Origin of the sequence: Embleya sp. NPDC050154, from assembly GCF_044460165.1 — a bacterium.
Classification (GTDB): domain Bacteria; phylum Actinomycetota; class Actinomycetes; order Streptomycetales; family Streptomycetaceae; genus Embleya.
Genome location: NZ_JBITJP010000040.1, coordinates 1 through 26402 on the forward strand (window position 1 = coordinate 1; position 26402 = coordinate 26402).

Here is a 26402-nt window from a genome sequence, read left to right on the forward strand (position 1 = left end):
GCGCGGGTGGCCTCGGGCCACTGGTCCGGGTTGTAGTCGGCGCCGAAGCCGATGCCGCCCAGGCGCGCGCGCAGCGCGGCCACGCGGCCGGCGGGGCGGTGTGTGGTGTCGTTCATCGGTGGGTTGTGGCACGCCGGGGCCGAAGTTCTCTCGGGCCGGCGCCACTTCTCCTTCGGGTCACTTCGGGGCGGTGAGGACGAATGGGTTCGCGGGAGGGTGCGGAGGGCGTGCGTCGTTCGGCGCCGCCGGTTCGGTTCGGGGCGTGCCGTCCCGCGTCTGCTCGGGCTTTCGTCGTACCGGGAGTGGCAGCGATCGGCGGGCGGCAGCCAGGGGGCGGCGGGCGATGCGGGGAGGCCGCGTGAACCCGTCGGCCGGGAGTGGGCGCGACGTGTCGTCGGGGAGTGGGAGTGGCCGTGACGGTCCAGCGGGGGGCCGTGACGGTTCGTCAGAGGTGCGTTCGGTCGTGACGGCTCGTCAGGGCGTGCGAGGGGCCGTGATCGTTCGTCAGGGAGTGGGCGGCGCCGAGGTGCTGTCCCGGACGATCAGGGTCGGGGCGACCGGCGTGGCGCCGTGGACGGTGGCGTGACCGGTGCGGAACTGGTCGAACAGCAGCGCCACGCACTGCCGACCGACCTCTTCGAAGTCCTGGTGGACGGTGGTGAGCGAGGGCAGGAACCAGGCCGACTCGGCGAGATCGTCGAAGCCCACCACGCTGACCTCGCCCGGCACCGGACGCCCCGCCTCGTGCAGGGCTCGCACGATGCCCAGCGCCATCTGGTCGTTGCCCGCGAACACGGCGGACACCTCCGGGTTCGCGGCCAGTTCGAGGCCGGCCGCGTAGCCGCCGGCGGCGGTCCAGTCGCCGTACAGCAGCGGCGGCACGGGCGCGCCGGCCGCCTTGAGCGTGCGGTGCCAGGATTCGGCACGCCGGCGGGCGGCGTACGAATCCTGCGGGCCGGACACATGCCAGACCGTGGGATGGCCCAGGTCGAGCAGATGTGTGGTGGCCAATCGGGCGCCCTCGGCCTGATTGGTGTCCACGCCCGGATGTCGGCGGCTCTCCTCACCGTCGACCACCACGACCGGCAGGCCGGAGGGCAGGCGTAGCGCGGGAGTGTCGAGGATCTGCGCCTCGATCAGGATGATGCCGTCCACGGCCTGCATGGTCAGCCGATCGAAGGCGTCGCGTACGGCGCTCTCGGTCTGCGCGCGCACGCTCACCACGTTCACCGAGTAGTCCGCGTCCTGCGCGGCGGCGACTATGGCTTCGAGGGTGCGCGCGTTGCCGTAGGCGTTGAGGCCGAAGCTGATCACGCCGAGCATCCGGAACTTGCCGGTGGCCAGTGCCCGGGCGGCCGTGTTGGGTCGGTAGCCGAGCATCCGCATCGCGGCGAGCACGCGTTCGCGCGTCGCCTCGTCGACGTTGCTGCGGTTGTTCGCGACGCGCGAGACGGTCTGGCTGGAGACCCCGGCCATCTCGGCGACGTCGGCCATGGACGGGGGTCGGGTACGCGTCGCGGACGACCCGCCCGATCCGGGCTTCGCCGACTCTCCGTCCTTCGCCATGCCCCGATCCTTTCATTCACACCGTCCGCGCCGGGCGGCGGATGCGCTCATGTTCGCGCGAACATGATGTCGGGTCAACAGCGTGTCGTGAATGATCGCGAAGGATTGCCGGGGGTCGTCAAAAGCGACATTCCTGCGGGAAAATTCCCGCACGAACGTCCGAGGGATGCCTATTGACAGCCGTTGAGGCTGACGGAACACTCTCGAAACGCGCCGCGATGTTGGCGCAAACATTCGGGGCCGGTGGTGAACACCCGCGCGTCCGCCGTTCTCGAAATCCCCGAGTGTTCCGGAGGACCTTCCGTGAGAGTCGACCCGACCCCATGCCGCCGACAGGGCATGCGGTGAAACGCGGCGCCCTGCGGCGTAACCTCACCGGCCACGCCTTCTTCTTTCCGTTCCTGGTGGTCTTCGGCATCGGCGTGGCCGCCCCGCTGGCCTACGCGTTCCGGCTGAGTCTGTACGAGGACCGGATGATCGGGGGTACGGTCTTCGTCGGCTTCGACAACTACTCGAAGGCGCTGAGCGACCACCTGTTCTCGGCCGGGCTGGCCCGGGTCGCGCTGTTCTTCGCGATCCAGGTACCGCTGATGCTGACCCTGTCTCTGCTGGCGGCGTTGGCCATCGACAGCGGCCGGCTGCGCGGTGCGAGCCTGTTCCGGGTCGGCATCTTCGTTCCGTATGCGGTGCCGGGCGTGGTCGCGGCACTGATGTGGGGCTACATCTACGGCGACCGGTTCGGCTTGGCCGCCGAGGTGGGTGACCTGCTCGGCACGGAGCTGCCCGATCTGCTGAGTCCGGACTGGATGCTCGCGTCCATCGGCAACGTGGTGACCTGGTCCTACGTCGGCTACAACATGATGATCCTGTACGCGGCCCTGCGGGCGATTCCCGAAGAGTTGTACGAGGCCGCCGAGATGGACGGCGCGGGCGTGTTCCGTACCGCGTGGAGCATCAAACTCCCGGCGCTGAAGCCGGCGTTGCTGCTGGCCACCACGTTCTCCGTGATCGGCAGCTTTCAATTGTTCAACGAGCCGAGCATCCTCCAGACGCTCGCCCCGGCGTCGGTGCCGACCAACTACACCCCGAACCTGTACGCCTACAACCTCGCGTTCAGCGGCCGCCAGTTCAACTACTCGGCCGCCATCGCGGTGGTCCTCGGCGTGGTCACCGTGTTCGTCGCGTACCTGGTCCAACTCGCCACCGCACGACGGGAGCGCATGCAGTGAGCACCTCCACCCTGCCGGACGGATCGCGTGCCACCGGCGAGGCGGGCGAGGCCGGCGAGAAGAGCGGGGCCGGCGCAACCGGCGTGACGCGGGCCGGGTTCCTCCGTCCGCGCGGGCGGCTCGATCGACGTGCGCGACGTGGGCGAGGGAGGTCGGGTGATCGCCACGATCGACGTGGTCGCAAGAGCACCGCGCTGACCGTCGCGATGGCGTTGATGCTCGCCTATACGCTGCTGCCGCTGGTGTGGCTGATGTTCGGTGCGACCAAGTCCAACGAGGGCCTGCTGTCCTCGCGCGGGCTCTGGTTCGCCGACGACTTCGCGTTGTTCGACAACGTCCACGACGTCTTCACCTACGACGACGGCATCTATCTGCGCTGGTTCGCCAACAACCTGCTGTACTCGGTGGTCGGCGCGGGCGGCGCCGCGCTGATCGCCACCCTCGGCGGGTACGCGCTCGCCAAGTTCGAATTCACCGGGCGGCGGCTGATGTTCGCGCTCGTGCTGGGCGCGATCTCGATTCCGGGCACGGCGTTGGCGGTGCCGACCTATCTGCTGTTCAGCGACGTGGGCATCGTGAACACCCCGTGGGCGGTCATCCTGCCCTCCCTGGCTAGCCCGTTCGGCCTGTACCTGATGCGCGTGTACGCGGCCGACGCGGTGCCGGACGCGATGCTGGAGGCCGCCCGCATGGACGGCGCCGGCGAGCTGCGGATCTTCTTCACCATCTCACTGCGACTGCTCATGCCCGGCTTCGTCACGGTGCTGCTGTTCGCACTCGTGGCGACCTGGAACAACTACTTCCTGCCGCTGATCGTGCTCAACGACCCGAACTGGTTCCCGCTGACCGTCGGCCTCAACCGGTGGAACGGCCAGGCCAACGGCGGGAGCGTGGCGGGAAGTACGGCGATCTACCCGATTCTGCTGACCGGCAGTCTGCTCGCGATCGTGCCGCTGATCGTGGCCTTCCTCTTCCTTCAGCGGTTCTGGCAGTCCGGCCTGTCGGCGGGCGGGGTCAAGCAATAGAGCCGTGGGCTCGGCGCGCATTTCGCTTCTTCTGTGCATGCCTTTGCTGCCTTTCGGCATTTTCCGGCATGACATATATTTTCGTGATCTGCCATGCATTTCTTCTATTTCGCTCTTCATCACGTTTTTGTTTCGCTCGTCCCCGAGTTTGCGAATTCCCTTTGGAGTGGCCACATATGAACGCAAGAACGTCGATCGTGGGTCGGCTCGGCTCGCGCCGGTCGACCTCGGTGACCGCCGCGGCGACCGTCGCGGCGCTGGCCCTGTCGCTCGCCGCATGCGGGTCGGATTCGAAGTCCGACGACGACGAGGGTGGCCGGAAGGCCGATCCGGCGGCGGTCGCGGCGGCTCTCGAACAGCCCGCCGAGATCACCTTCTGGAGCTGGGTCCCCAATGTGGATCGGACCGTGGCGCTCTTTCGGAAGAAGTACCCCAAGGTGCACGTCAAGCTGGTCAACGTAGGCCAATCGGCCGACCAGTACACCAAGTTGCAGGCATCGCTGAAGGCGGGCGAGGGCGCTCCGGACGTCGCGCAGATCGAGTATTTCGCGCTGCCGCAGTTCGCGATCACCAAGCAGCTGGTCAACCTCGCCGACTACGGAATGGTTTCGTCGCGGGACAAGTTCGCCTCGTCCACGTGGGCGCAGGTCAATGTGGCCGGTGGAATCTACGGCGTTCCACAGGACACCGGACCGATGGCGATGTTCTACCGCAAGGACATCCTCGACAAGCTCGGCGCCACGCCGCCGAAGACCTGGGCCGAAGTGGCCGAGTTGGGCCGGAAGATCAAGGCGGCCAATCCGGAGAACTTCGTCACCTACGTCGACCAGGGTGACGCGGGCACGGCCAACAGCATGATCTGGCAGCAGGGCGGAAAGCCGTACCAGGTCTCGGGTGAGTCGTCGGCGGCGGTCAAGCTCAAGGACGACCCGGGCACGGCGAGGTGGGCGAGCACGTGGGGCGGGATGCTGGCCGAGAAGACGGTGGACGCCACGCCGAGTTGGAACGAGGAGTGGTGGAAGTCGATGGGCGCCGGCAAGTACGCGCTGTGGATGGCCGGCGCGTGGGCGCCCGCCGTACTAAAGAAGAACATCCCGCAGGGCGCGGGTCAGTGGGCGGTCGCGCCGATGCCGACCGGTGATGGCGCCCCGGCCAGTGCGGAGAACGGCGGTTCGTCGGTCGCGGTGACCAAGCAGGCCAAGAACAAGGCGGCTTCGGTCGCCTTCGCCACCTGGCTGAACTCGGACCCCGAGGCGGTCAAGTCGCTGAACACCGACGTGGGCCTGTTCCCGGCGACCCGGTTGTTGCTGGACGACCCGGCGTTCCGCGGTGCCGAACTCCCGTACTTCCCGGGTTCGAAGCCCAACGAGGTGTTCGCGCAGATGTCCGGTGCGGTGCGGCCGGAGTGGCAGTACCTCCCCTTCCAGGTGTACGCGAACAGCATTTTCAAGGACACCATCGGCCAGGCCTACAAGCCGGGCGGTGACCTGCCGGGCGCGTTGTCCAACTGGCAGGAGCGGATCGTGTCGTTCGGTAAGGAGCAGGGTTTCACGATGAAGTGAAGCCCGAGTGGGTCGGTTTGGTGTGGTTCGGGCGGCGGCGGCGGTGGGGGGCGGGTGAGTTGCCTGCCGCCGCCGATGGGTCGGCTGGATGGTCTGCCGCCCGATGGTTGGTCGGAGAGCGGGTGTGAGCGAGAGCGTGAGGGAGCGGACGGCATGACGAAGAGTGGTTCGGTCGATGGTGGCGTGCTCGCGTTGGAACCGCGTGCCGGCGAACACTGGTGGGGCGGTGCGGTGGCGGACGGCCGGCACATGCCGTCCGCCGAGGGGTACGGGATCGACCTGCGGGACGTGAAGGCCAACCAGGGCATGCCGGTGCTGCTCTCCGATCACGGCCGATGGGTGCACTGCGCTCGGCCGTTCGCGTTTCGGATCGAGGGCGGGCGGCCGGTGGTCGAGGTGCCTGGGGTGGCCGAGTTGCCTGGTGCTTCCGGTGCTTCCGGTGCTTCCGGCGCTTCCGGGGCTTCCGGTTCGTCCGGGGCAGAAGTGGGCGTCGAGGCGGGTGTGGCTGCCGGTGGCACATTGCGGGACGCCTACTTGGAGGTGATGCGGCGTCACTATCCGGCGTCCGGTGGGTTGCCGGACCCGTTGTTGTTCACCGCGCCGCAGTACAACCTGTGGATCGAGACCGTCTTCGAGCCCACCCAGGAGAAGGTGCTCCGCTACGCGGAAGACCTGCTGCGGAACGGGTTCCCGCCCGGCGTACTGATGATCGACGACCGGTGGAGCGAGGACTACGGGACCTGGACGTTCCACCCGGGTCGTTTCCCGGACCCGGCGGGCATGGTCGCGCGGCTGCACGAACTCGGCTTCCGGGTGATGTTGTGGCTGGTGCCGTACGTGACCCCGGACTCGCCGACGTGTCGGGTGCTGCACGACCGGGGCCTGCTGGTCGAGCGCCCGGACGGGTACTTCGGCGTGCATGCGTGGTGGAACGGCTACAGCGCGGGCCTGGACCTGCTCGATCCGGCGGCCACGGGATGGCTGCGCGAGCAGCTTTCGGAGCTTCAGGAGTCGATCGGCATCGACGGGTTCAAGTTCGACGGCGGCGACGCGCCGTTCTGGCGCGCACTCGGCGTGGCCGACCCGGAGGCGTACACGCACGCGTGGAACCGGTTCGGCGCGGAGTGGCCGCTGAACGAGTTCCGCGACTCGTGGCGCGCGGCCGGGTTGCCGCTGGCGCAGCGCCAACAGGACAAGTACCACCTGTGGGAGGGCCGCTTCGGCTTGGACAGCCTGATCCCGAACGCGCTCGCCCAGTCGATCACGGGCCACGCGTTCACCTGCCCCGACATGATCGGCGGCGGCGAATTCCGCTTCGTCCCGGGTCCGGGCGGCGAGGGCTTCGACCCGGAATTGTTCGTCCGGTACGCGCAGACCGCCGCGCTGTTCCCGATGATGCAGTTCTCGGCGGCCCCGTGGCGTGTCCTGGACCCGGAACACCTCGACCTGTGCCGTGCGGCCGCCCGCCTGCACACCGATCTGGGCCCGGAGATCCTGGCCCTGGCCCGCGCCTCCGCCCACACCGGCGAGCCGATCCAGCTCCCGCTGGACTACGTCTTCCCCGGCCTGGGCTACGCCGCCATCACCGACGAGTTCCTCCTCGGCGACTCGATCCTGGTCGCCCCCGTCACCACCAAGGGCACCCGCTCCCGCAAGATCACCATTCCCCCGGGCACCTGGCAGGCCGACGACGGCACCACCCACACCGGCCCCACCGACATCGAGGCCGCCACCCCCTTGTCCCGCCTCCCCTGGTTCCGCCGCGTGGCCACCACGGACCGACCAAGCCCCGACGCCGGCAATTGACCGCACCACGGGCCGGCCGGCCCCCGATCGCCGGCCGCCCGCCCGACCCCACGCCCGCAGGCCGACCGACCAACCCCCATGCCGGCCGGCCGACCGAGCCCGGTGACCATCCGCACGCCCGAGCGGCACGAACCACCCCCACGCATTCGGTAGGCTGTCCTCTCACCTCCGGGCGCATAGCTCAGTTGGTTAGAGCACTGCTCTTACAAAGCAGGGGTCGACAGTTCGAGTCTGTCTGTGCCCACCGGATCTAACGCACAGCTCAGAGCGCAAAAGAGGCGGCTGACCTGCGGAAACCCGCAGATCGGCCGCCTCTTCCCTATGCCTGGTGACTGCTCTCATGTGCTGCGGTGTGCTGTGAACTGCTGTGAGTTGCACATGATCATCTCCTGAAATTCTCCCGGTTGCAGACAGCAGCATCTGAGAGCAGTCAGGAGCGAAGGGGAGCGCCGAGGGCCCGACGTCTGCGCCACCAGCGAATCGAGCCCCCGACGCGTTCTTGGGGTGGTCCGTCCGTCCTAGCCTGCGAATCGCGCGATTGGAAGATCGTTTCGCCGCTTCACTCGATAGGGCTAAGAAGTTATCGGACATTTGTTCGAAACTGTCTTTCGAATGGTCTGTAACGTTCAAGATCTGGCAGGCGCACGAGACTGCACGCGTGCCAGCCGAGGCGAGCTACCTGCGCGTGGCCGAAGCGCTTCGCCGACGTATCCGCTCCGGCGACCTCCAGCCCGGCCAGCCGTTCCCCTCTCGCCACGAAATCGCCACCGAGTACCGCGTCGGCCTCGGCACCGCCCAGCGGGTACTCGGCGTCCTCCGTGCGGAGCACCTGGTCGAGGGAGCCCAGCGACATAAGCCGACCGTGGCGCATCCTCCAGCGGTGAGAGTCCTGACCGACCCGGTCACCCCCTGGCCCCACGGCATCGGCGAACGCCGACTGTCCCGCACCGCCGCAAAGGGCGACATCGCCGCGCTGCTCGGGCTCGCCGACGGCACCAGGGTCCAGCGCGAGCGAATCGAGTACCTCGACCCGGACGGCCGCACATCGCACGTCCTCGCCCGGTATGGCAACCAACTCCGGCCCGCGCCCGGCCGGCACGAGCACGCGGGGACGACCGCGCGGGCCGCAGGCCCGGGTGAGGCCGGGATGCTCGGTGTCGCCATCGGGTCGGTCCTCCTGGTGGTGATGGTCATCAGGTACGCGCGGGACGGACGGCCTGCCGCAGTCGACGAGTTACTGCTGCCGGCGGACAGGTGGCAGGTGCGGCTCGGGTCGGCTCACCGGAGCGTGTGACCCGCCTGGGGTCACGCCGAGCCGTCACGCACCAGCTCGCACGCGTATGCCTCGTACTCCCGGTGCTCCCCGATCCGGAACGTCACCAGGGCCTTGGACCCGGTGCCTTCCACGCTGACGACGACGCCGCTTCGGCTACCGCGGCCGGTCGGCAGAGGGGTCTGGGTGACGTGGTCGCCGGGCGACAGCGGGGCGTCGGACATGGTCTCTCCAAGACGGGTGTGGGTGGTGGTGCCTCGCCCGGCCGGACAGCTCTGGCGGCCGGGCGAGGTGCTGGGGGCCCGGCGGTGATGTGAGGCACCGCCGGGCCGAGTCGCCCGCGAACGGTCGGGCGACGAGGGGGCCGGTCCCGCTACCGCGCCGGTGGCGGCAGGACCGGAGTCGAGGGCCCGGCGGTGTCATACTCACCGCCGGGCCGGGCCGTCCGCCGGGCGAAGGACGAACGGCCGGGGGTGCCGCCGCAGATCGATTGCGGGCGGCGTCGGGCGAGCTCAACCGCCCGAGTTCGAGATGCGGCCGATCCCCGACGGCGGCAACGTGCGCATCAGGCGCATCCGCGCCTCGTGCACCAGCGCGGTCAACTCCGCACGCGACACGTCCAGATCGGGCCGGCCGGGCAGCGAGATGCGGTGCGGGTGCTCCGAACTGTCCGAGTCGCCGACACTCACCTGGACGACGATGTCGCTCCGCGGCACGGGGACCGCCTCCATTCCGTCGTGCGCCCCCGACGCAGGTCATCGAGGGTGTGTACTGGTCTGAACAGCTTGTGACCATTCAGCGGGCCATACCCCCTCGGCGTCCACGGTCTGATCCGGACGCCTGGGCTGTCCGCTTCACGAGGACGAGGCCGCCATGCCGTACCCCCTCCGCCCCCTCGACGGCTCCCGATCCCCGCGCCACCACCTCGGGCAGGAACTGCGACACTGGCGCAAGCGCGCACGCCTCACGCAGGACGGCCTCGGTGCGTTGGTGCACGTCAGCGGCGACCTGGTCGGGAAGATCGAGAAGGCGCAACGCCGTTGCGACGAGGATCTCGCCGAACGTTTCGACGCCATCCTCGACACCGGCGGCGTCCTCGTCCGCGCGTGGCGCCTCGCCGACGAAGCGGACAGACAAGCCGCTGAAGCGGACAATCGGCCGCCCGCGGCGCTCTCCTCCCTGACGCTGGAGCAGCTATCCATCGCTGCCCCAGACAGGACCAACGTGCTCCGCAGGAACTTCGTCGCCGGCGCCATCACCGGGACCGCGTCCGCTCTCGCGCCGCCGCCCGCCCCGGCACGTGCGCCCGCATCCCGCCAGCCGGTCGACCCGGCGCTCGTCGTGTACTTCCGCGAGCAACTCCAGGGCCACTACCGGGCGGACATGCTGCTGGGCCCGCACCAGCTTGTCGCCACCGTCACCGCGCAGCACCAACTCATCTGCGAACTGTCGGCGAACGCTGCGGGCGAACTACGACGCGACCTCCTTCGGGTCGGCGCCGCCTACGCTGCCCTCCTCGGCTGGCTCCACCAGGACGCCGGCGACCACACCTCGTCGATCCGGTGGCGCGACATCACCCTCGACATGGCCCACCGCTCCCGCGACCACCAGCTCGTCGGCTACGCCCTCGCGAACAAGGCGTCGTTGTGCGTCGATATAGGGGACGGGTCCGGTGCCGTCGACCTCGCCGACGCGGCCCTCGCCGACCCCCGGGCACTGGCCCCCAAGGTGCGCGTCATCGCCTCCGTCCACGGCGCCCACGGCCGCTCCCTCGCGGGCGACCGCGCCGGCGTCGACGCTCTCCTCGGCGAAGCGCAGCAGCTCGTCGAACGCATCGACGACGACCTGCCCTGGGGCGATGCCTGCCGCCGCACCCCCGGATACATCGACGTCCAACGCGCCACCTGCTACGGGCGAATGCAGGACCCCGACGCCATCCGCGAGGCCGACCGCGTATGGACGCGCGTGCTCGCCGCGATGCCGGACACGCACCGCCGCGACGTCGCGGTCTTCCAGGCCCGACACGCCGCCGTCGCCGCGGCGGCCGGCGAACCCGAGCGGGCGCTGTACCTCGCCGGCCGGGCGACCCTCGTCGGCACCAGCACCGGATCCGCTCGCACCCGCGCCGAGTTGGCGTTGCTCCGCGACCGGATGCAGCCCTGGTCCGACCACGCATACGGGCGCGACCTCGCCGAGCTGCTGGCTACGATCGGCCTCTGACGACATGGGGGTGGACATGGCACTCACGCCACTGACCGACGACCAGATCACCAAGCTCCTCGCCGACCTGCCCGGCTGGCGGCGAGTCGGGGACGCGATCGAGCGGACCTACACGCAGGCGTACCACGAGACCCTGCACCTGGCGATGTATGTGGGTGCGAAGGCCCGGGAGATCAGGCACCACCCCGACATCCACATCACGTGGCAGCGGATCCGGTTCTCCATCACCACGCACGACGCGGGGAACACGTTGACGGACCGGGACTTCGTTCTCGCGAAGTGGATCGACTCCATCGCCGAGGGCCACGGAGCGGCGCCGGTCGACTGACCAGTCGTAGCATCGACGCACCCTGCGGCTGCCGGGCCAGGCCGGAACCGGGCAACCGGATCCCCCACTCACTGTGGTGGTGGCGGCCCCCGGAGCCGCAGGGCGCACACCGGGTCGCGTACCCCACGCGAGTGCGCCGGCTACCGATCACCGCGGGCGTGGTGCCACGCTGGGCGCATGCCCATCACACACGTCCGCGGCCAGGCCGTCGTCCTCCCCGACACCCTCGACGGGATCCGCGCAGCCCTCCCCGAAGAACGTCGCGCCGAGTTCGACCGCGTGATCGGGAGCACGCCGCTCCGCGAGATCGCCCAGGTCGCAATCTTCGACTTCGCCATGCCCGAGGACGCACACCGCGAGTCCGACGAGCAGATGGCCCGCATCCACGCCGGCGACTACACCGGCGTCGTCAACGCCGACGGAAGCCCCGCGACGCCACCGGAGGAGCGCGAGTGAGCTACCACGTGCAGTACACCAGCGCCGCCGAGCAAGGACTGTCCGGGCTGCCGCTCACAAGCCAATACGTCGTTCGGCGGGAGATCCAGAACACGATCGGCCGCGACCCCTACGGGTGCGGGTCCTCGCCCGTCCGCGGGAACAAGGACCGGCGGTCCGCCTCGGTGTCCACGGTGATCATCGAGTACGAGGTGTCCGCAGCCGTGCTCACCGTCACCGTCCTGAAGGCACTTTCCTGGTAGGTGCCGTTCGAGCGGTGAGTCTGTGGATACCCCGGCGGGCCGTGGGTGGCGGCAGGTAGCTTGTGACGCGCGATTGGTGTAACCGTCGCCCGCGTTGATCTGGCCAGAGGGCGTGGGTGACCCCTGCGCTTGAGCCCTGCCGTCAGAGAGCGGCGGCGGGGCTCAAGCGCAGGTGGAACGCCTGGGCGGCGGCGGATCCATGGAAAGCCGAACCGGCCGTGGACGCCAGCCGGCAACCTGAGTGCGTGGCCGACCTCGGACAGCAACCAGAAGCAGACGGCCGGCTCCAGTGTCTGGAGTGCGGGCGCTGGTACCGCCTCCTCCCGCCCCACCTCGGCCAGGCCCACGACATCTCGGCGGCCGAGTACCGCGAGCGGCACCAACTCCCCGCGCGGCTCGGGCTTCGCGCGACCGATCTGCGGGAGCGGGCGACAGAGCAGGGGCGTAAGCGGTATGCCGCCCGTCCGGACATTCGGGCCGCGATGGAGGCGGGCCGGGTCGTCGCCCCCGAGGTTGGCGCGCCCGAGGCAAGCAGGCGCACGGCCGGGCGGGTGATGAATCGGGCGGCCAAGCGGGCGGGTGGCCGGGCTGCCCGGGAGGCGAGGTTGGCCAGGCTCGACGCGCGGGCGGTTGCGCTGGGGTATGCGGATCTGGCCGGCTACCTGGAGGCCGTGAAGGACCGGCCGGTGGCCGTGGTGGCGCGCGAGTTGGGGTGTGGGCGGGCGACGGTCGGGCGGTGGCGGACGTCGTTGATCGCGCCGAAGCCTTGATGCGCGCCTTGGATTAGCCCCCCTCCTAACAAACTCTTGACGTGTTGTTAGGAGGGGGGCTAACGTATGTGGTGTCGGGCCAACGACCACCACCCAAGGAGCATCCCATGCACCGCATCCTCTCCTCCACGACCACCACCATCGACGGCATCGACCCCGCCCACGAGGACACCTACGTCGCCGCCGTCCAAGCCGAACTCCCGCACGCCACCCGCGAGACCTACAGCCTCGACGGGATCGGCCAGAAGGAGTACCACATCGCCGTCGTGCCCTACACCGACCCCATCCAGGACAGCCCCCGCTTCGCCGTCTACTACACCGACCCCGCCCACACCGAGATCAGCGACCACGACACCTACCTCGACGCCGAGCGCGAATACGAGAACCTCGTCATCGCGGGCATCGAGAACTACGACACCGAGGTCGACGAAGACGGCAACGAAATCCCCGCCTACGCCGAGACCGACGTCGAGCCGAGCGTGGTCGCCGCACATCGCGCCGCCGAGAAGGCCGAAGCCGCCCGACGCGAAGCGCAAGCCGACGCCGAGGCCAAGGCGATGCAGCGCGCCGTCGCCGTCGCCGGCCTCGTCGACGCCTACGACGCCATCGAACGCCGCGGCGGCCTCACCGAAGCCGCCCGCCGCCTCGGCCTGGAGAAGGCCACCGTGTCCGCCCTCGTCAAGAAGGCCCGCACTGGCACCGGGGCCGAATCGCCTGCGCGTCGCTACAACTGGGAGCTGACCGCGCCCATGATGGGCGTGGCCCACTCGGCCGGATCGGTGTACGCCCCGGACCTGGAGCAGGCGTCGATCCTCGCGTTCGCCGCCAGCGGCACAGAGCCGTTCGACGGCTCCCGCGACGACGCCTGGACGCTGGCCGTGGACCGCGCGGGCAAGGCCGCCCCCCTCGGAGGCTGGATTTCCTACAACGAGGGCGAGACCCACTACGTGACGCCGACCACCTGACCCCGGACAGCACGAAGCGGCCCCACCCCCGCGAGGAGGTGGGGCCGCGAACCCCGCGACTGCGGGGCCAAGTGTGGAGTCCAGACACGGACAAGGGCGATCCCCGCGCGAGCGGGGCCGACGAGAGACACGCTAGCCGCCGGGACGGACATCCGTGCAGCGGGTGCGAAAAGAAAGCCCCCACCGCCGCCCACGAAGGGCAGCGGTGGGGGCTCTTTGCACAGGTCAGACGTCAGGTGTTAACGAAGGCCGTGATTTTATTACGGCGATTGTTGACGCTCGGACGGGCTACGGCAGGCCGTGCGCCTGCAACACCAGGGCGTCGGCCGGATCCGGATCCGGCGGCGGGATGTCGTGCTCCCGAAACGCCCGCGCCATCTTCCGTATGTAGCGCACCAGCGCGTTGATCGTGAGCGAGTCCTGACGGCGCGTCCCCTCGATCTCCTCGACCCTGCGCTGCGCGGCCTCCGCCTGAGCCTTGGCCGCATCCACATCCAGCCGCATCTCGGCCATGTGCGCCTTGTACGTCTCCCGGTCCTCCGCCCGCTCCGCCGGCGTCGTCGTCACCAACGCCGTCTCCCTGTTCGCCGACCTGGCCGACCGGGCGGTCACCACCGACACGGCGGCCACGACGACACCCACCACAATCTGGGCCCACGCATCAGGTCCCATCGGCCACCTCCCGCCGTATCGGCTCCGGGATCCGTGCCACGATCACCGCCGCCACCGCCAGCGCGGTCCACGGACCGGCGGAGATCCAGCCCCGGTCGTACTCGTCGAGCGGCCACCACGCCAGCAGATACGCCACCCCCCACACCAGCGGCGGGATCACCGCACCCACGTAGCCGATGCTGTCCCGCCGCGCGAACGCTGCGACGATCGCGACCATGCCGCCGACGATCCACAGCCACGCCCACGTATCGAGATCGTCCCCCAGTACGGTCAACCCGCGCTGCTGCGCGAACGTGGCGCCGGAGCCGAGCAGTCCGGCGCCGTATACCGCCCAGGCCACGCCGTAGGTCATGAGGAACGCGCCTCGGTGGCCGATCCGCCACGCCGCGCGGCGGGCCGGGCTCATCCGAGATACCCCGGTGTGGTCGTGTCGTCCGCCGGCCGGGGCGTGTGCTTCGCCTTCCAGGCCGCGACCATCGTGATCGCCGTCGGCACCATGGGCGCCACGAACACCTCGACCACATCCGGCAGCCACGACACCAGGCCCGCATCACCGACCGCGGTCAGGACGCCGAGCAGGGCGGCGAAGCCCAGATACGAGGCCGCGCCGGCGACCTTGACCTTCGTTTCCATCGGTGCCGCCATGTCAGGACTCCATCCGCTTGTGCGTCTCGTCGGCGTTGGCCTTCGCCAGGAGCTGCATGAACTCGGGGTCGGCCTTCATCGCCGCTACCAGGGCAGGGGCGTCGATCGTCACCGGAGTGGGCTTCGGGCCTTGCTCGACGAACGCCTTGAACTCCTCAGCCAGCGCGGCCACGCCATCCCGAGCCGCCTCGGCCGCGAGCTGGGCCAGGATCGCACCGCGGGTGCCCTCTCGGCCCATCGGCGCGTACTTGGGCTCCTCGCCGAGAGGGAAGGTCGTGTCGAGCATCGGCGTCCGCAGCAGACGCTGCTCGACCGCGTCCGTGACCTTGGCCACGACTTCGTCGACGTTGGCCATATCGAACTCATCTCCTTGTACAGAACCAGCGTTGGGTCGTGGGGCCCCGGCCTGGACCCACGCGTACAGCGGGCCCCCGGGGCAGTCGGTGCTGTAGCCGTCACGGTGACCGCGGATCTCGCCGCCGGCCGGGCCGCGGGCCTGGCAGTACTCGATCGCGTCACGCAGCCCGTGCAGTTGCTCGGGCGTCGGGGTGGTCGAGCCGGACGAGCCGAGCAGGGCGCACACCGCGTAGTGCTGCTCGTTGAGGGTGGTGGTCCCGTTCGCCGAGTTCCGGCGGGCCAGGCCGCGGCCCTCGTGCACGTAGCCGTGCTCGCACACGATGAAGCTGTAGCCGATGTCGCTCCAGCCGTTGCCGTCCATGTGCGACGCCTGCAGCCGGCGGACGTAGGCCGCGCAGCCGTCGTGGTCGCCGAACGAGTACGGGGTCCCGAGGTAGTGGACCTTCACACCGCGGCGGGCAGCGGAGTACTTGGTCGCGCCGCCAGGGGTGAGGTACGCGCGGGCACCCCACTCCGAGCGGGGCACCAGCTTGAGGCCCGACCAGGCCGAACCGCCTGACGGGGCAGTCGGCTTCGGAGCGGTCGCGCTACCGACCCACGCGCGCATGTCCGCGATCGACCCGTTGTAGACGTTGGTGTCGAGCGGCTTGTCGGTGTACTGGTGGATGCGCCATGCGGCCTGGATCCCCGGCGACCCGGCAGGCTTCGCGTAGTCCGCGATCCACAGGAAGTCGCCGGCGTTGTCGTCGGTCTGGTGCCACCAGTCGGTGTTCGTGTAGATCCCGACCTTGTGGTTCGGGAATCGCTTCTTCACCGCAGCGAGCCAGGCGTTCTTGACCGTGGTCGCACGCGACGCCGACACGCCCTGGTTGTACGGCTCGAAGTCCAACACCAGCAGCTCGGCGACCGGAACGTCGCCGACCGCCGCGACAAAGTTCGCGATCTCGCCAGCGACATCCTGCTCGGCGTGCAAGAAGTGGTAGTGGCCGACCACCAGGCCGCGGCTTCGCGCGGTCGCGAGCTTGGCCTTGTAGCCGGACTGTCGGGTCTTGGCACCCTCGGACGCCTTGATGATCACGAACGTGGCGTCCTGCGGTATCGACGACTGATAGTCGCTGACGTCGTAGCCCTTCGCGAGAGCCATGCGCCCTCCTCAGGGCATAGAGAAAGCCCCGGCCGGACCGGCTCGGGGCGTAAATGGGACGGGTGGGTTCACCGTTCGCCGTACAGCAGGAGCCGGCCAGCCGTCATATTCCCCAGGGCCTTGACCTGCAAGGACGTGACTGCAGACGTTGATTTCCACATGCCGGACGTCGTCGACATGCCGTGCGTCGTCGTCGTCCCCGACGAGTGCACGCCCTGCGCGTGGCAGCCCTTCCAGGACGAGGTCGAGGCATAGTCCAGGACCTTGCACACCGCCGACGCCTGGCCCGTGCCGACCGGCGCGATCACCACGTAGGGCTCGGCGTTCGACCCGGCCTTCGCGAACGTTCCCGGGCTGCTGTAGGCGTACATCACGAGCGTCGAATAGTTCGTGCCAGTGTCCGAGTTGAGCGTCACCAGGATGAAGTCGCTGCCCGCGGAGACGCTGGTCAGCGTCACGATCTCCAGTGACAGATGCCGGAAGTCCTGCGGGATCGACGCGAATGACACGCTGGCCACCGAGGAGGAGATCACCTTCTCCTCGATGAGCGTTCGATATGGGTCGTACTTGCTGCGCGCGGAGTTGTAGACGACGTCGGCGTGGATGTCCGTGCGGTACGCGCGATCCCCGTCCGCAGGCGTCGGGTTCGCCGTCGCCAACGCTGCGGCCGAAGCGACCTTCAGGCCCGCCCGCGGCCCCGTGGTGACGACCCATGACGATGACGGCGAGTGGTAGCGGACCTGCGCGGCGATGTCGACCTGGTAGCAGGCATCGCCGTTCTGCGGCGCCGGGAACTGTGCGGTCCGGTCGGACGTGTCGGCGACGATCACCGTGCCCGCGTCACGCCACCGGGCCGTACCCGTCGTGTCGCGCACGAACAGGTTGCCGCGCTTGTCCGAGCGAGTGTGCAGGTCACCGACGGTCGGTGTCGGGTTCGCCGTATCGCGGGCCGCCGAGGACGCGTACTTGGGGACGACGATCGAGTCCAGCGACGTGGCGACAGCCTGGGTCTCGAGGTTGCCGTAGTGGATTGCAGCCTTCGGTGTCGCCGTGGTCTTGACTGACGCCGCGGCGTCCTCGTCACCCGGAGCCGTGGCCACCGAGACAGGCCAGCGCGGGCCGGACGCGAACTGGAGCCAGTAGGTCGTGGCAGTGGAGTCCGGGCCCTGGAACAACACCTGCCCGTAGGCGTCGGTGGTGACCACGCCCGCGAGCGGAGTGCCGCCCGTGGACAGGATGTCGGTGACGATCGACCCGCCCGTGCGCAGGCTGTACACCGTCGCCGACGCGGACACCAGAGGCACACCAGCCTGGGAGACGACCGCCCCGCCCTCGTACAGGTACCGGGTCACGTCAGGTCCCCCTTGCGGTACGAGACGCTGTCGAACCAGACGGCCCCGTTGGGCGTCACGTCCGGCTCGTCCTGGTCGATCGCCCACACCCACAGGCGCATCTCGCCGGTCGCGTCCCGGATCTCACCCGACGCCACCGCCGCGCGGGAAGCGAAGGTGCTGCCGGACCAGCCGGACGCGTACACCGGGATCATGTCCGTCGGCACGTAGGCAACGATCTCTCCGTGGGTCCAGGGGTCGTCCTTCCATAGAGCGCCCCTGATCAGCACCGTGTCGGTGGCCTTCGACCACTGAAAACAGAACGGCGAGACCCCGGGCTCGGTCGTGTGCAGGTCACGCCATCCGGCGCTGATCGAGGCCGGAGGAAACCACGCCTGAGCGCTCGGCATCGGCTCCCAGATCACCGCCCACGTCGGGTCACCGACGCCACCGGTCTTGATCCACACCGCGTTGACCGTCGACCCCGTGTTGCACACCACGAGCAGCCCTCGAGGGCCGGCGCCGTACCGAACATCCCGGTCGTAGGCGCTCGTCGCCTGCAGGACGGTGCTCGTGTCCAACTTCTCGCCCAGCAGGCTCAGCCAATAGGGGACGAGGTCGGCCTCGTCATCTTCGGGCACGGGCAGTTGCGCGTAGGTCGTGAGGTCCACCGCGCCCCCTCTCTAAGTCGTGGTGTAGCCGCCGGACGGATCGACGAGGCGGATGTACGAGACGCGCAGGCCGGATGCGTCGCCCGAGCCGAAGCCGCGCGCGGTCCCCGCGGCCAGGGCCGCCCGCCACGCCTCCGGGATCTGCACCACGCGCACCTCGCCCACCTCCAGCGGGACGAGGAGCGGCGCATACGCCCCGAGTTCGGTGAACCCGGTGGCCGGCGGGGTTGTTGCGGCGTGCAAGAACAGACGCGCGACTTGCGGCCCGAACGACCCGTGCAAGATCGGGTCCCGCGCGATCCACACCCGCACCGTCGAAGCCCCCGCGGCAGCCGTCGACAGCGCGGTGCCGTAGAAATAGGCGGCCTGCAGCGGGGCGCCGTCCCTGTCGGGGGCGCCCTGGCGCGTCACGTCCTCGCCACCCGTGCGATCACCCGACGAAAGAAATGACGCGCCCTCGACCGGCTGGACGGCCGGCCCCGCATAGACCGGGTCCGGTCCGATCCGGCCGATCACGTGCGGGGCGCCGCTCACATCGGCGACCAGGACCCGATCCCCGACCGCCCGATCCTGGTACGTGTCCAGGGCCGGGATCCCGATGACGTGCCCGCCCCACGAATCGACCCCGTTGATCCGGCCGTCGATCCGCAGCGCGGTGACCGTGACCTCCTGCGCGCTCGGCGGCGCCGGTGTTCGGGCCAGGCCGGCCAGCGCACCGGGCAGGCCTGCCGCCGTCACCGGACCAGCCCGTAGCGGCTGGAGATGGACTGGACCCTCGTGTTCGCGTTCATTGTCGGCGAGCCCCACTTCCACGCGATCCGGTCGATCAGGTGCAGCTCGGGGCGGCCGTCGACGTCGACCGACACCACGTCACCCGCCTCGATGCCGGGCTGCAGCTTCGCGTCGAACTCCAGCGAGGTCGGGATGCCGAGGGAGTTGCGTAGTCGCACCTCGGCCGCGGCGATCGCGGCGACTTCGGTGTCCAGCAGCGGCGAGGAGATCCGCTCCGGAATCACCCCGAAGCGGCCTGCGAGTTCGGGGCGGTTCACCGGGTCCGGGCCCGCGTAGGTCAGCGACGTCGGCTCCCGGTCGTACACGTACACCGGGCCGATCGTCGCCGCGGACGCCCCTCCCGTCCCCTGCGGATTGCCGACCGCCACGATCAAGTTCCGGACGTCGGCGGCAGAGAGCGTGCGCGCGGTCGCGACAACGTCCCACTGGTGGAACGACCAGACCACCGCATCGGCGGAAATCGCCGGGACCTCGGCCACGACGAACAGGCCGACCGAGTCGCAGTGCAGGGCGGCCCCGAGCCCGTCCAGCAGCGAGACCTTGTCGCTCGTGCCGTCGACGAGTTGCCACCGGTCCTCGTCGACCGTGGCCTGCGGGCACATCGCCCCACCGGGCGTCTCCCAGCGGAACCGGGCGTCCGGCACGGCCTCGGTGACCAGCCGTTCGAGCTGGACCTGGCGCGACCACCCGGCCTTGTCCGGCACGGTGCGAGGCTTGGCGAACTTCGAGGCCACCACCTTGGACTCGTACGAAAGCCCCTCAACGCTGATCGACTCGCGTCCCGGCGTGGCCTTGGTGACGTAGTACGCCCCGTAGGGAATGCGGACCGGCGACCGCCGCAGCGACGCCACCTCCAGCCACGACCGCAACCGGCAGCCCAGGGCGTGGATCCCGTCCAGGCCGACCGGCGTATCCGCCACGAAATCCCCCGAGAGCCGCCACCGCGAGGACTGCGTTCGGTCCTGCGTCGTCGTCCCCGACAGGGCCCGCAGCGGATACCAAGTGGTCCAGTCGGGCGACCACTCCACCACGACGTCGACCCGCATCGCCGACGACAGGGCAACCGCGAGTTCCGGACCGGAGCCGATCACGGCAGTAGCCCGTCGCTGAACGGGCGCCCGGAGAACGCGACGTCCGCGAACGTCGGATACATCGCCTGCCTGCGCGCGAGCGACCGCCCCGGGACGACGAGCGGCTGATCCGCAGTGCCCGGCCGGTCCTGCTCGAGCAGGCCGATCGTCCACTCCCTGTACATGTGGACGGTGCGACCCACCCGCTTCCAGGGCAAGTCGGTCGGCAGGTAGTAGCCGTCGTCCCTGTTGTGCGCGGCCAGGCCCTGGACCAGGACCGGGCCCTGATCCAGCACGGCCTGCAGCGCGTCCTGCTCGGCCCTCGAAGTGGTGAGGACCGTCATCTGCGTCTCGTGACCGCCCCGAGTGCTCCAGGTGGATGCGGTATTGCGGGCGGACAGGATGTCGGCCGAACTCGTGCGGCCCTTGTAGGTGCCGGCCGACCAGTCCGTCGCCCTGACCTGGACCGACAGCTCAGGGCGCCCGAGGCATTTGATCCACAGCCCCGGGTCGTCCATGCCACCGACAGGCCCGGTGCTCACGATCGCCGCACCGCCCGACGCCGGACCCGACGACCCGTCCGCCATCCGCGGCACCGCCCAATACAGCGCGGGCAAGCCGAGTGGAGCCTCGTGGTCGTAAGCCCAAGCCCGGCCGCCGTAGCCGACGACCGGGTTCCCGCTGCGGACGAGTTCGGTGCCGACGCTCGTCTGCCGGTAGACGTCCGCCCGAAACGGCGCCGCGTAGGCCCCGGGCATCAGCGTCCGGTAGTCGACCTCGACCAGCGCCCCCGCCCACGTCGCATCGGCGGTGACCTTGATCAAACCGTCGATCGACGTGGACGAGAGCACCGGCGCCGGGGCCGGGCCCGCCGTGGTGACGATGACCATCAGCGACTCCTCCCCGCAGCCTCGACATCGGCCAAGACGACCTCGACGACCTTGTCCTCGAGGTAGCCCTCGAACTCCCGCTCACCGATGCGCACCACGACCGGCTCGCCGCCGAGACGCACCTGGATGACCTGCGGCCCGGGAGTCACCGGGGCGCTCTGCTGGGGCAGGGACGCGCCCGACGTGGCCCGTGCCATCGCCGCCATCGCGCCGAGCACTTCGGCAACCTGGGCCACGACGTTGCCGCTGGACAGGCTGTCGAGGACTCGCGCCATCGACCCGAACCCGACCAACTCCGGCCCGCGTTCGCCCACCATCGCCAACTCGCCGGCACCCGCGAGACCGCCCAGCGCGTAGCCCTTGGGGCTGAGCGCGGGGTTGGCCTGCTGGACCGCCGAGATGTTGCCGTAGCGGCTCTTGATGTAGTTGATCGAGGCTGCCAGGTTCGAGATCGGATCGAAGATGTCCGCCGACAGGCCGGGTTGCCGGAAGGCCGCGAAGGTCGTGGGAATGACCTGGGCAAGGCCCCTCGAAGCGTTGCCCCGAATCGCGTTGCTGTCGGTGGTGTTCATCGCCATCGGGTTGCCGCCGCTCTCGCGACCGACCAGCGTGGCCATGCCCGACCGCCACTGGTCCAGCGACCCCGGCGGCGGCGTACCCGTCGCCGAGAGTGCTGCGTTGATCCAGTCTGCGAGCTGCCCCGACGGCATCGCCCCACCGCCACCGCCACCGGCGGACGCGACGAGGCCGTAGTGCATCCCGAACATGGGGTCGTTCCAGCCTCTGGCGCGCGGCCCGACGATGACGCCGTCACCGCCCCGGGACTCGACGTTGACGCCGCCGAGAGTGCCCGCAGTATGGCCGACGCCGTTGTTGGTGATGCCGATCATGAACGGGGCCTGGAGGTTCTGCTTCCACCCCGCTGGCGCGCGGCTGCCGTCGAAGTCGAACGTCGTCCACTTCCGCCTGGGCGCGCGGCCGAGAATGACCTCCTCGATCGCCGCCATGAAGCCCGAGCAGTCCCACGACGGGTTGCCGGAGCCGCCCCACTGGTAGGGCTTCCCGGCCTGCGTTTGGGCCCACGCCAAGGCGCCCGCGACCTTCGCCCCGCCGCTACCGTTTTCCCGGGCATCCTGCGCGTCGACGCCGCGGATGAACGCGGAGATCCCGGCCGCGACTTCCTTCGGGACGCCGCGGACCATGTCGGCGAGCATCGGACTCTGCACGTTCCCCGCAGCCCAATTCCCCGCCATGGCGAGCCACTTGCCGACGGTCTTGTCCCAGCCGTCCGCCATCCGGCCACGCGCATAGGCGATTCCGTCGTGGACGCGGTCCTTGCCCCATTCCCACGCGGAGTTCCAGGCGCCCTTCGCCGAGCCGATCGGGTCCTTGATGACGTCGACGATCCCGCCCCACGAGTACGCGGGAAGGCCGTCCTTGACGCCACCCCGGGAGACCGAAACGGGCCCGCCCGTGGCATACGCGGTGAGGGCCTCGCGCGGGATGCTGCGGGTGCGCAGGCCCTCCATGACGGCAGGCCCGTAGTGCTGCACCGCCGTGACGGGCTGCACGAACTCGCCGTTGGACAGACGCGCCAGGATCGAGTCCGAAGTCGCCGTCCCCGGGCCCGAGATCGGACCACCCGTGGCGTAGGCCGGAATGCTTCCCGTTTCCACGGGCGCGATGTCCTTGCCGCCCCACAGGTCGTTGATGAAATTCCAGGCCTTCAAGAGGCCGTTGTTCCAGACCGTTTCCAGGACGAATTTCACGGGCGACCCGAAGGCCTTGGAAACGCCGTCCCAAATCGACCTGATTCCGTCGACGGTGGACCGAAGGGATTCCTTGATGTCCGTGCCGAATGCGACGGCTTTGTCGTAGACCGTATTGAAGACCCCGACAATGAAGTCCTGGATTCCCTGGAAGATCCGCTTTGTGTTGTCCCAGGCGGTCGTGAACCAACCGATCAAGCCGTTGACGATGTCCGGGATGATGCTGTGACCCAACAGGACGTCGTACAGCCACTGGAAGACTCCGACGATCACGTCGATGGCGTACTTCGTGTCCTCGGCCAACTCGCCGAGGACGTTCGCCAGCCACACGACTGCCGCGACCAGGCCGTTGATCAGCGGGATGATCAGCTCGATCGCGACCCACGTGATCAGTGCGGCCTTTGCCGTCTCGTACATGATCGCGAGCTGCAGCCCGAATTCGATCAGCGGCATGATCGCCAGCAGGAGATCGACGAGCGGCGGGATCAGGTCCATGATCGCGGGCATCAAGGCGACGAAGATGTCGACGATCGCGATGAACATCGGCATCGCCCGCTCGATGAGCAGGGTCACGAGGGGGATCACGACCGGCAGCAGGTCGACGAACGCCTGCGCGAGCATCAGGATCACCGGCACCAGGGCCTGGACGACCTTGAGGATCGGCGGACCCAGGGCCTCGATCAGCATCACCGCGAGCTGCGACAGTTGCGGGACCAGCGGCATGATCGCCACGACCAGCATGTTCACGAGCTGCGTGACGAGATCGACGATGATCGGGATGATCGGGCCGAGTGCCGCGAGCAGCGCGTTCACCACCGGCACCAGGGCGCTGACCAGGGCGCCCGCGAGCTTGACGAACGCCTGGACGATCAAGACCAGCGGCGGGCCGAGCTGGGCGATGATCGGCCCCAGGGCGTTGACGAAGACCATCGCCAGCTCGGTGATCGGGGGGATCAGGGGCAGGAGCGCCGTCAGCAACTGGCCGAACAGCTGTCCCAGTTGCATCAGCACCGGGGCCGCGGCGACCGCGACCTGGCCGAACGCGGACGTCAGTTGGGTCAGCAGCGGTCCGACCGCGGCGAGGACCGGGCCGAGGGCGGACACGAACGCCTGCGCGACCTGGACGATCACGGGGGCGAGGGCCGTCATGACCGGGCCCAGGCTCGTGGCCAGCATCGACGCGAGCTGACCGAAGATCGGCAGTAGGCCGTTGATCACGTCGAACAACCCGGCCAGGACTTGGCCGGCGCCCCCGATTCCGGGCGTGAGCGCCTGGAAGAACTGGGGCAGGCCGAGGCCGAGCAGACCCGAGAACCCGTCGGCGAGGGCCTTGACCGTGGGGCCGCTGGCCGCACCGAAGGCGCCGAAGGCATCGGTCAGCGGAATGATCGACTGCAGGACCTGGTTGGTGAACCCCGCCGACAGGTCCATGATCGTCTTGAATTGGGCCTGGAACCGGTCGGTGCCCATCAGGTCGGCGAACGACGTCGCGAACCCGCCCAGGGCGGTGCCGAACTGGCCGACGACCGTGGTGATCGCCGGACCCATGGCGGTGATCTGGCCCAGGATCGCGGTAATTCCGGGCAGCATCGTCGACTGCGCGGCCTTGCCCAGGTCGTCCAGCAGCGGCTTCATCGCGATGAGCTGCTCGACCAGCGCCCGCCCGGCCGGCGACAACTTCCCGAGGGCTTCGGCGTACTTGTCCGCCGCGCTCTTGCCCTGGTCCGCCTGAGCCGCAGCCGCCGCGGCCTGCTGTGCCTGCGTGTCCGCGAGGGACTGCACCGCGCGGGAGACCTGCTCGATCCCGCGCTCCTGCGTGCGGGCAGAGTTCTCCTGCGCCACCGACAGGGCCCTCTGCGCGTCGACGACCTTCTCGGCCGCTGCGGCCTCGCGCGCCTTCGCGTCGACGACGACCTTCGACGCTTCGACGGCGCGGGTGGTGCCGAGCTTGGCGGCGGCGGCCTGCTGGTCGGCCAGTTCCTTCGTGCGGGTCTTCTGGTCCTCCAGGTCGGCGATCGCCTGACGGCGCGTAAGGTCCGCGCGTTCCTTCTGCAGGTCGCTGGCCTTGGAGTCGAGGCGGATCTTCTCCAGGGCTTCCTCGGCTTCGCGCACCCGGAGTGCCGCGCTCTCCTGGGAGAGCGACGCCCGGCTGACCTGCTTGTCGAGCGCTTGGAGCTGCGCGAGGGCCTCGCGACGGGCCTCGGCAACACCAACCTGTGCTGCTTCCTCGTCCCGGACCGCAGCGGCGTACTGGCGCTGTGCGCCCTCGACCTGCCGGTTCGCTGCGACTGCGGCATCGGCCGCGGCCCGTCGGGCGTCCGCAATACCCTGCTGAGCGCCTCGAATTGCCCGCTCGTTCGACAACTCGGTCGACGCGAGGGCGGCACCAGACTTGCCTGCGTCTTCCTGCGCGGCCTTGTATGCCGACAAGGCCCCGCCGACGCCCTTGAACGCAAGGATCGCCACGCCCGCGATGGCAGCGATCCCACCCAGGGCAGGGGCGATCGCACCGAGCGCGGGAAGCAGCGACGCCGCGACCGCGACCAGGCCGCCGATGGCCACGGCCAGCATGGACACTCCGCCTGCGGCGCCCGCCGACGAGGTACCCGCCCCCGCCGCGGCGGTTCGTAGTGCGACGAGCTGGGCGATGGCCGCCCCGGCGTCGAGGTCCACGTTGATCGTCGGGTCGTGCGCGGTGAGCGTCCGCACGGCGGCGTCCACCGCGCCGAGCTGCCCCAGGGCGCCGGCCGAGTCGACGTCGATCTGGATCGTCGGGTTCAGTGCACTGATCTGCGCGAGGAGAGCCTCGACCTGGGCCAGACGTGCGATCGCCGCCCCGGCGTCGACGTCCACGGTGATGTTGACGTGGCGGCCGTCGAGGTGCACGACCGACATGCGGATCGTGTCCAGCTCCAGATAGCCCCAGGTCGTGTCGACGTCGACCGTGATCGAAGGCCGCAGCCCGGACAGCGCCTGCGCGGCCGCGGCGATCTGGGTGAGCTGGGCATTTGCCGTGGTGGCGTCGACGTCGACGGTGATCGTGGGCCGGTTCGCGGCGAATGCGTCGAGCCGGGTGGTCAGCGCAGCCAGGGAGGCGGACGCCGCGGCGGTGTCGAGGTCGATGCCGACGTCGACGCGGCGGCCGTCGAGGGTGCCGAGCAGCGTGTCCAGCGCGTTGGCTTGCGCCTGCGCGGCCAGGATGTCGAGGTCGACCGTCGTGGTGACGCGGCGGCCGTCGATGCGGTCGAGGAGGGTGTCGAGGCCGGCGAGGGCGGCCGACGAGCCTGCGGTGTCGACGTCGACATGCGTGGTCGTGCGGCGACGGTCGAGGGCGGTGAGCATGCCGTCGAGGAGGTCGATCTGCCGCCGTGCGGGGCGGATGTCGGCGTCGACGCGGCCGGTGATCCGGCGGCGCTCGAAGTCGTCGGCGTCGCGGGCGGTCTGCCGCATGCCCTGAACCCAGGGAGTGCGGTCGAGGACGATGGTCCCCTCGATGCTGCCGGCGTCGAAGTCGGCCACGGCTCACCGCCTTCGGGGGTAGGCGGCCCAGGGCCGGTGTGGGGTTGTGGGGTGGTGCGGCACGCCGGAGTAGTGGCGTGCCGCACCGTCCTCCCCGGCA

General features: G+C 69.7%; 24 protein-coding genes and 1 tRNA gene. 12 read left to right on the forward strand and 13 right to left on the reverse strand.

Annotated elements, in window-relative coordinates; all coding sequences use genetic code 11:
* Positions 1 to 504: 504 nt before the first annotated feature.
* On the reverse strand, positions 505 to 1494 hold the full coding sequence (locus ACIBSV_RS46600) for a LacI family DNA-binding transcriptional regulator (RefSeq protein WP_395873753.1): 990 nt from the start codon (positions 1492 to 1494) through the stop codon (positions 505 to 507).
* Positions 1495 to 1889: 395 nt separating this feature from the next.
* Between ACIBSV_RS46600 and ACIBSV_RS46605 the strand changes: the two genes are divergently transcribed.
* The 6 genes from ACIBSV_RS46605 to ACIBSV_RS46630 all read left to right on the forward strand — a co-directional run bounded on the left by ACIBSV_RS46605 (position 1890) and on the right by ACIBSV_RS46630 (position 8482).
* On the forward strand, positions 1890 to 2795 hold the full coding sequence (locus tag ACIBSV_RS46605) for a carbohydrate ABC transporter permease (RefSeq protein WP_395873624.1): 906 nt from the start codon (positions 1890 to 1892) through the stop codon (positions 2793 to 2795).
* Complete coding sequence (locus ACIBSV_RS46610) at positions 2792 to 3820, forward strand: carbohydrate ABC transporter permease (protein WP_395873625.1); 1029 nt, start codon at positions 2792 to 2794, stop codon at positions 3818 to 3820. Before ACIBSV_RS46605 ends, ACIBSV_RS46610 begins: the two co-directional genes overlap by 4 nt.
* Before the next feature lie 176 nt (positions 3821 to 3996).
* Entirely contained in the window at positions 3997 to 5382 is a 1386-nt protein-coding gene (locus ACIBSV_RS46615) for an ABC transporter substrate-binding protein (RefSeq protein ID WP_395873626.1), read from the forward strand.
* 153 nt (positions 5383 to 5535) lie between these two features.
* Positions 5536 to 7188: a glycoside hydrolase family 31 protein gene (locus ACIBSV_RS46620; protein ID WP_395873627.1), complete on the forward strand. Its 1653-nt coding sequence runs from the start codon at positions 5536 to 5538 to the stop codon at positions 7186 to 7188.
* Positions 7189 to 7358: 170 nt separating this feature from the next.
* Positions 7359 to 7432, forward strand: a tRNA-Val gene (locus ACIBSV_RS46625).
* A gap of 414 nt (positions 7433 to 7846) precedes the next feature.
* Complete coding sequence (locus ACIBSV_RS46630) at positions 7847 to 8482, forward strand: GntR family transcriptional regulator (RefSeq protein ID WP_395873628.1); 636 nt, start codon at positions 7847 to 7849, stop codon at positions 8480 to 8482.
* Between the two features lie 11 nt (positions 8483 to 8493).
* Here ACIBSV_RS46630 and ACIBSV_RS46635 read toward each other — a convergent pair whose 3' ends face one another.
* Both ACIBSV_RS46635 and ACIBSV_RS46640 read right to left on the reverse strand, forming a co-directional pair.
* Positions 8494 to 8685, reverse strand: a complete 192-nt coding sequence (locus tag ACIBSV_RS46635; RefSeq protein WP_395873629.1) for a hypothetical protein — start codon at positions 8683 to 8685, stop codon at positions 8494 to 8496.
* Between the two features lie 288 nt (positions 8686 to 8973).
* Complete coding sequence (locus ACIBSV_RS46640) at positions 8974 to 9177, reverse strand: hypothetical protein (RefSeq protein ID WP_395873630.1); 204 nt, start codon at positions 9175 to 9177, stop codon at positions 8974 to 8976.
* 157 nt (positions 9178 to 9334) lie between these two features.
* Here ACIBSV_RS46640 and ACIBSV_RS46645 point away from each other — a divergent pair, with 157 nt between their 5' ends.
* The 6 genes from ACIBSV_RS46645 (at position 9335) to ACIBSV_RS46670 (ending at position 13442) form a co-directional block, all read left to right on the forward strand.
* Complete coding sequence (locus tag ACIBSV_RS46645) at positions 9335 to 10681, forward strand: helix-turn-helix domain-containing protein (protein ID WP_395873632.1); 1347 nt, start codon at positions 9335 to 9337, stop codon at positions 10679 to 10681.
* A 16-nt stretch (positions 10682 to 10697) separates the two neighbouring features.
* A complete protein-coding gene (locus ACIBSV_RS46650; RefSeq protein ID WP_395873633.1) occupies positions 10698 to 11009 on the forward strand; it encodes a 4a-hydroxytetrahydrobiopterin dehydratase in 312 nt (103 codons plus the stop codon).
* 177 nt (positions 11010 to 11186) lie between these two features.
* Positions 11187 to 11465 carry a hypothetical protein gene (locus tag ACIBSV_RS46655; protein WP_395873634.1) on the forward strand — a complete coding sequence of 93 codons (279 nt, stop codon included), beginning with the start codon at positions 11187 to 11189 and terminating at the stop codon, positions 11463 to 11465.
* Positions 11462 to 11707 (forward strand): hypothetical protein, encoded by a 246-nt coding sequence (locus ACIBSV_RS46660; RefSeq protein WP_395873635.1) that lies wholly within the window; start codon positions 11462 to 11464, stop codon positions 11705 to 11707. Before ACIBSV_RS46655 ends, ACIBSV_RS46660 begins: the two co-directional genes overlap by 4 nt.
* A 245-nt stretch (positions 11708 to 11952) precedes the next feature.
* On the forward strand, positions 11953 to 12477 hold the full coding sequence (locus tag ACIBSV_RS46665; protein WP_395873636.1) for a MucR family transcriptional regulator: 525 nt from the start codon (positions 11953 to 11955) through the stop codon (positions 12475 to 12477).
* A 107-nt stretch (positions 12478 to 12584) separates the two neighbouring features.
* Complete coding sequence (locus tag ACIBSV_RS46670) at positions 12585 to 13442, forward strand: MarR family transcriptional regulator (protein ID WP_395873637.1); 858 nt, start codon at positions 12585 to 12587, stop codon at positions 13440 to 13442.
* Between the two features lie 288 nt (positions 13443 to 13730).
* Here ACIBSV_RS46670 and ACIBSV_RS46675 read toward each other — a convergent pair whose 3' ends face one another.
* From ACIBSV_RS46675 to ACIBSV_RS46720, 10 genes are all read right to left on the reverse strand, one after another.
* Positions 13731 to 14114: a hypothetical protein gene (locus ACIBSV_RS46675; protein WP_395873638.1), complete on the reverse strand. Its 384-nt coding sequence runs from the start codon at positions 14112 to 14114 to the stop codon at positions 13731 to 13733.
* Positions 14104 to 14520: a hypothetical protein gene (locus ACIBSV_RS46680; RefSeq protein ID WP_395873639.1), complete on the reverse strand. Its 417-nt coding sequence runs from the start codon at positions 14518 to 14520 to the stop codon at positions 14104 to 14106. The genes ACIBSV_RS46675 and ACIBSV_RS46680 overlap by 11 nt, the downstream gene beginning before the upstream one ends.
* Entirely contained in the window at positions 14517 to 14759 is a 243-nt protein-coding gene (locus ACIBSV_RS46685) for a holin (protein WP_395873640.1), read from the reverse strand. The genes ACIBSV_RS46680 and ACIBSV_RS46685 overlap by 4 nt, the downstream gene beginning before the upstream one ends.
* Position 14760: 1 nt before the next feature.
* On the reverse strand, positions 14761 to 16260 hold the full coding sequence (locus ACIBSV_RS46690; protein WP_395873641.1) for a GH25 family lysozyme: 1500 nt from the start codon (positions 16258 to 16260) through the stop codon (positions 14761 to 14763).
* A 68-nt stretch (positions 16261 to 16328) separates the two neighbouring features.
* Positions 16329 to 17612: a hypothetical protein gene (locus ACIBSV_RS46695; protein WP_395873642.1), complete on the reverse strand. Its 1284-nt coding sequence runs from the start codon at positions 17610 to 17612 to the stop codon at positions 16329 to 16331.
* Positions 17609 to 18262 (reverse strand): hypothetical protein, encoded by a 654-nt coding sequence (locus ACIBSV_RS46700; protein WP_395873644.1) that lies wholly within the window; start codon positions 18260 to 18262, stop codon positions 17609 to 17611. Before ACIBSV_RS46700 ends, ACIBSV_RS46695 begins: the two co-directional genes overlap by 4 nt.
* A gap of 12 nt (positions 18263 to 18274) precedes the next feature.
* The gene (locus ACIBSV_RS46705; protein WP_395873645.1) at positions 18275 to 19000 is read right to left on the reverse strand and encodes a hypothetical protein; all 726 of its coding nucleotides are present in this window, start codon (positions 18998 to 19000) and stop codon (positions 18275 to 18277) included.
* Positions 18997 to 20145: a hypothetical protein gene (locus ACIBSV_RS46710; protein ID WP_395873646.1), complete on the reverse strand. Its 1149-nt coding sequence runs from the start codon at positions 20143 to 20145 to the stop codon at positions 18997 to 18999. Before ACIBSV_RS46710 ends, ACIBSV_RS46705 begins: the two co-directional genes overlap by 4 nt.
* The gene (locus ACIBSV_RS46715; protein WP_395873647.1) at positions 20142 to 21014 is read right to left on the reverse strand and encodes a hypothetical protein; all 873 of its coding nucleotides are present in this window, start codon (positions 21012 to 21014) and stop codon (positions 20142 to 20144) included. Before ACIBSV_RS46715 ends, ACIBSV_RS46710 begins: the two co-directional genes overlap by 4 nt.
* Positions 21014 to 26302 (reverse strand): transglycosylase SLT domain-containing protein, encoded by a 5289-nt coding sequence (locus ACIBSV_RS46720; RefSeq protein WP_395873648.1) that lies wholly within the window; start codon positions 26300 to 26302, stop codon positions 21014 to 21016. Before ACIBSV_RS46720 ends, ACIBSV_RS46715 begins: the two co-directional genes overlap by 1 nt.
* Positions 26303 to 26402: the final 100 nt, after the last annotated feature.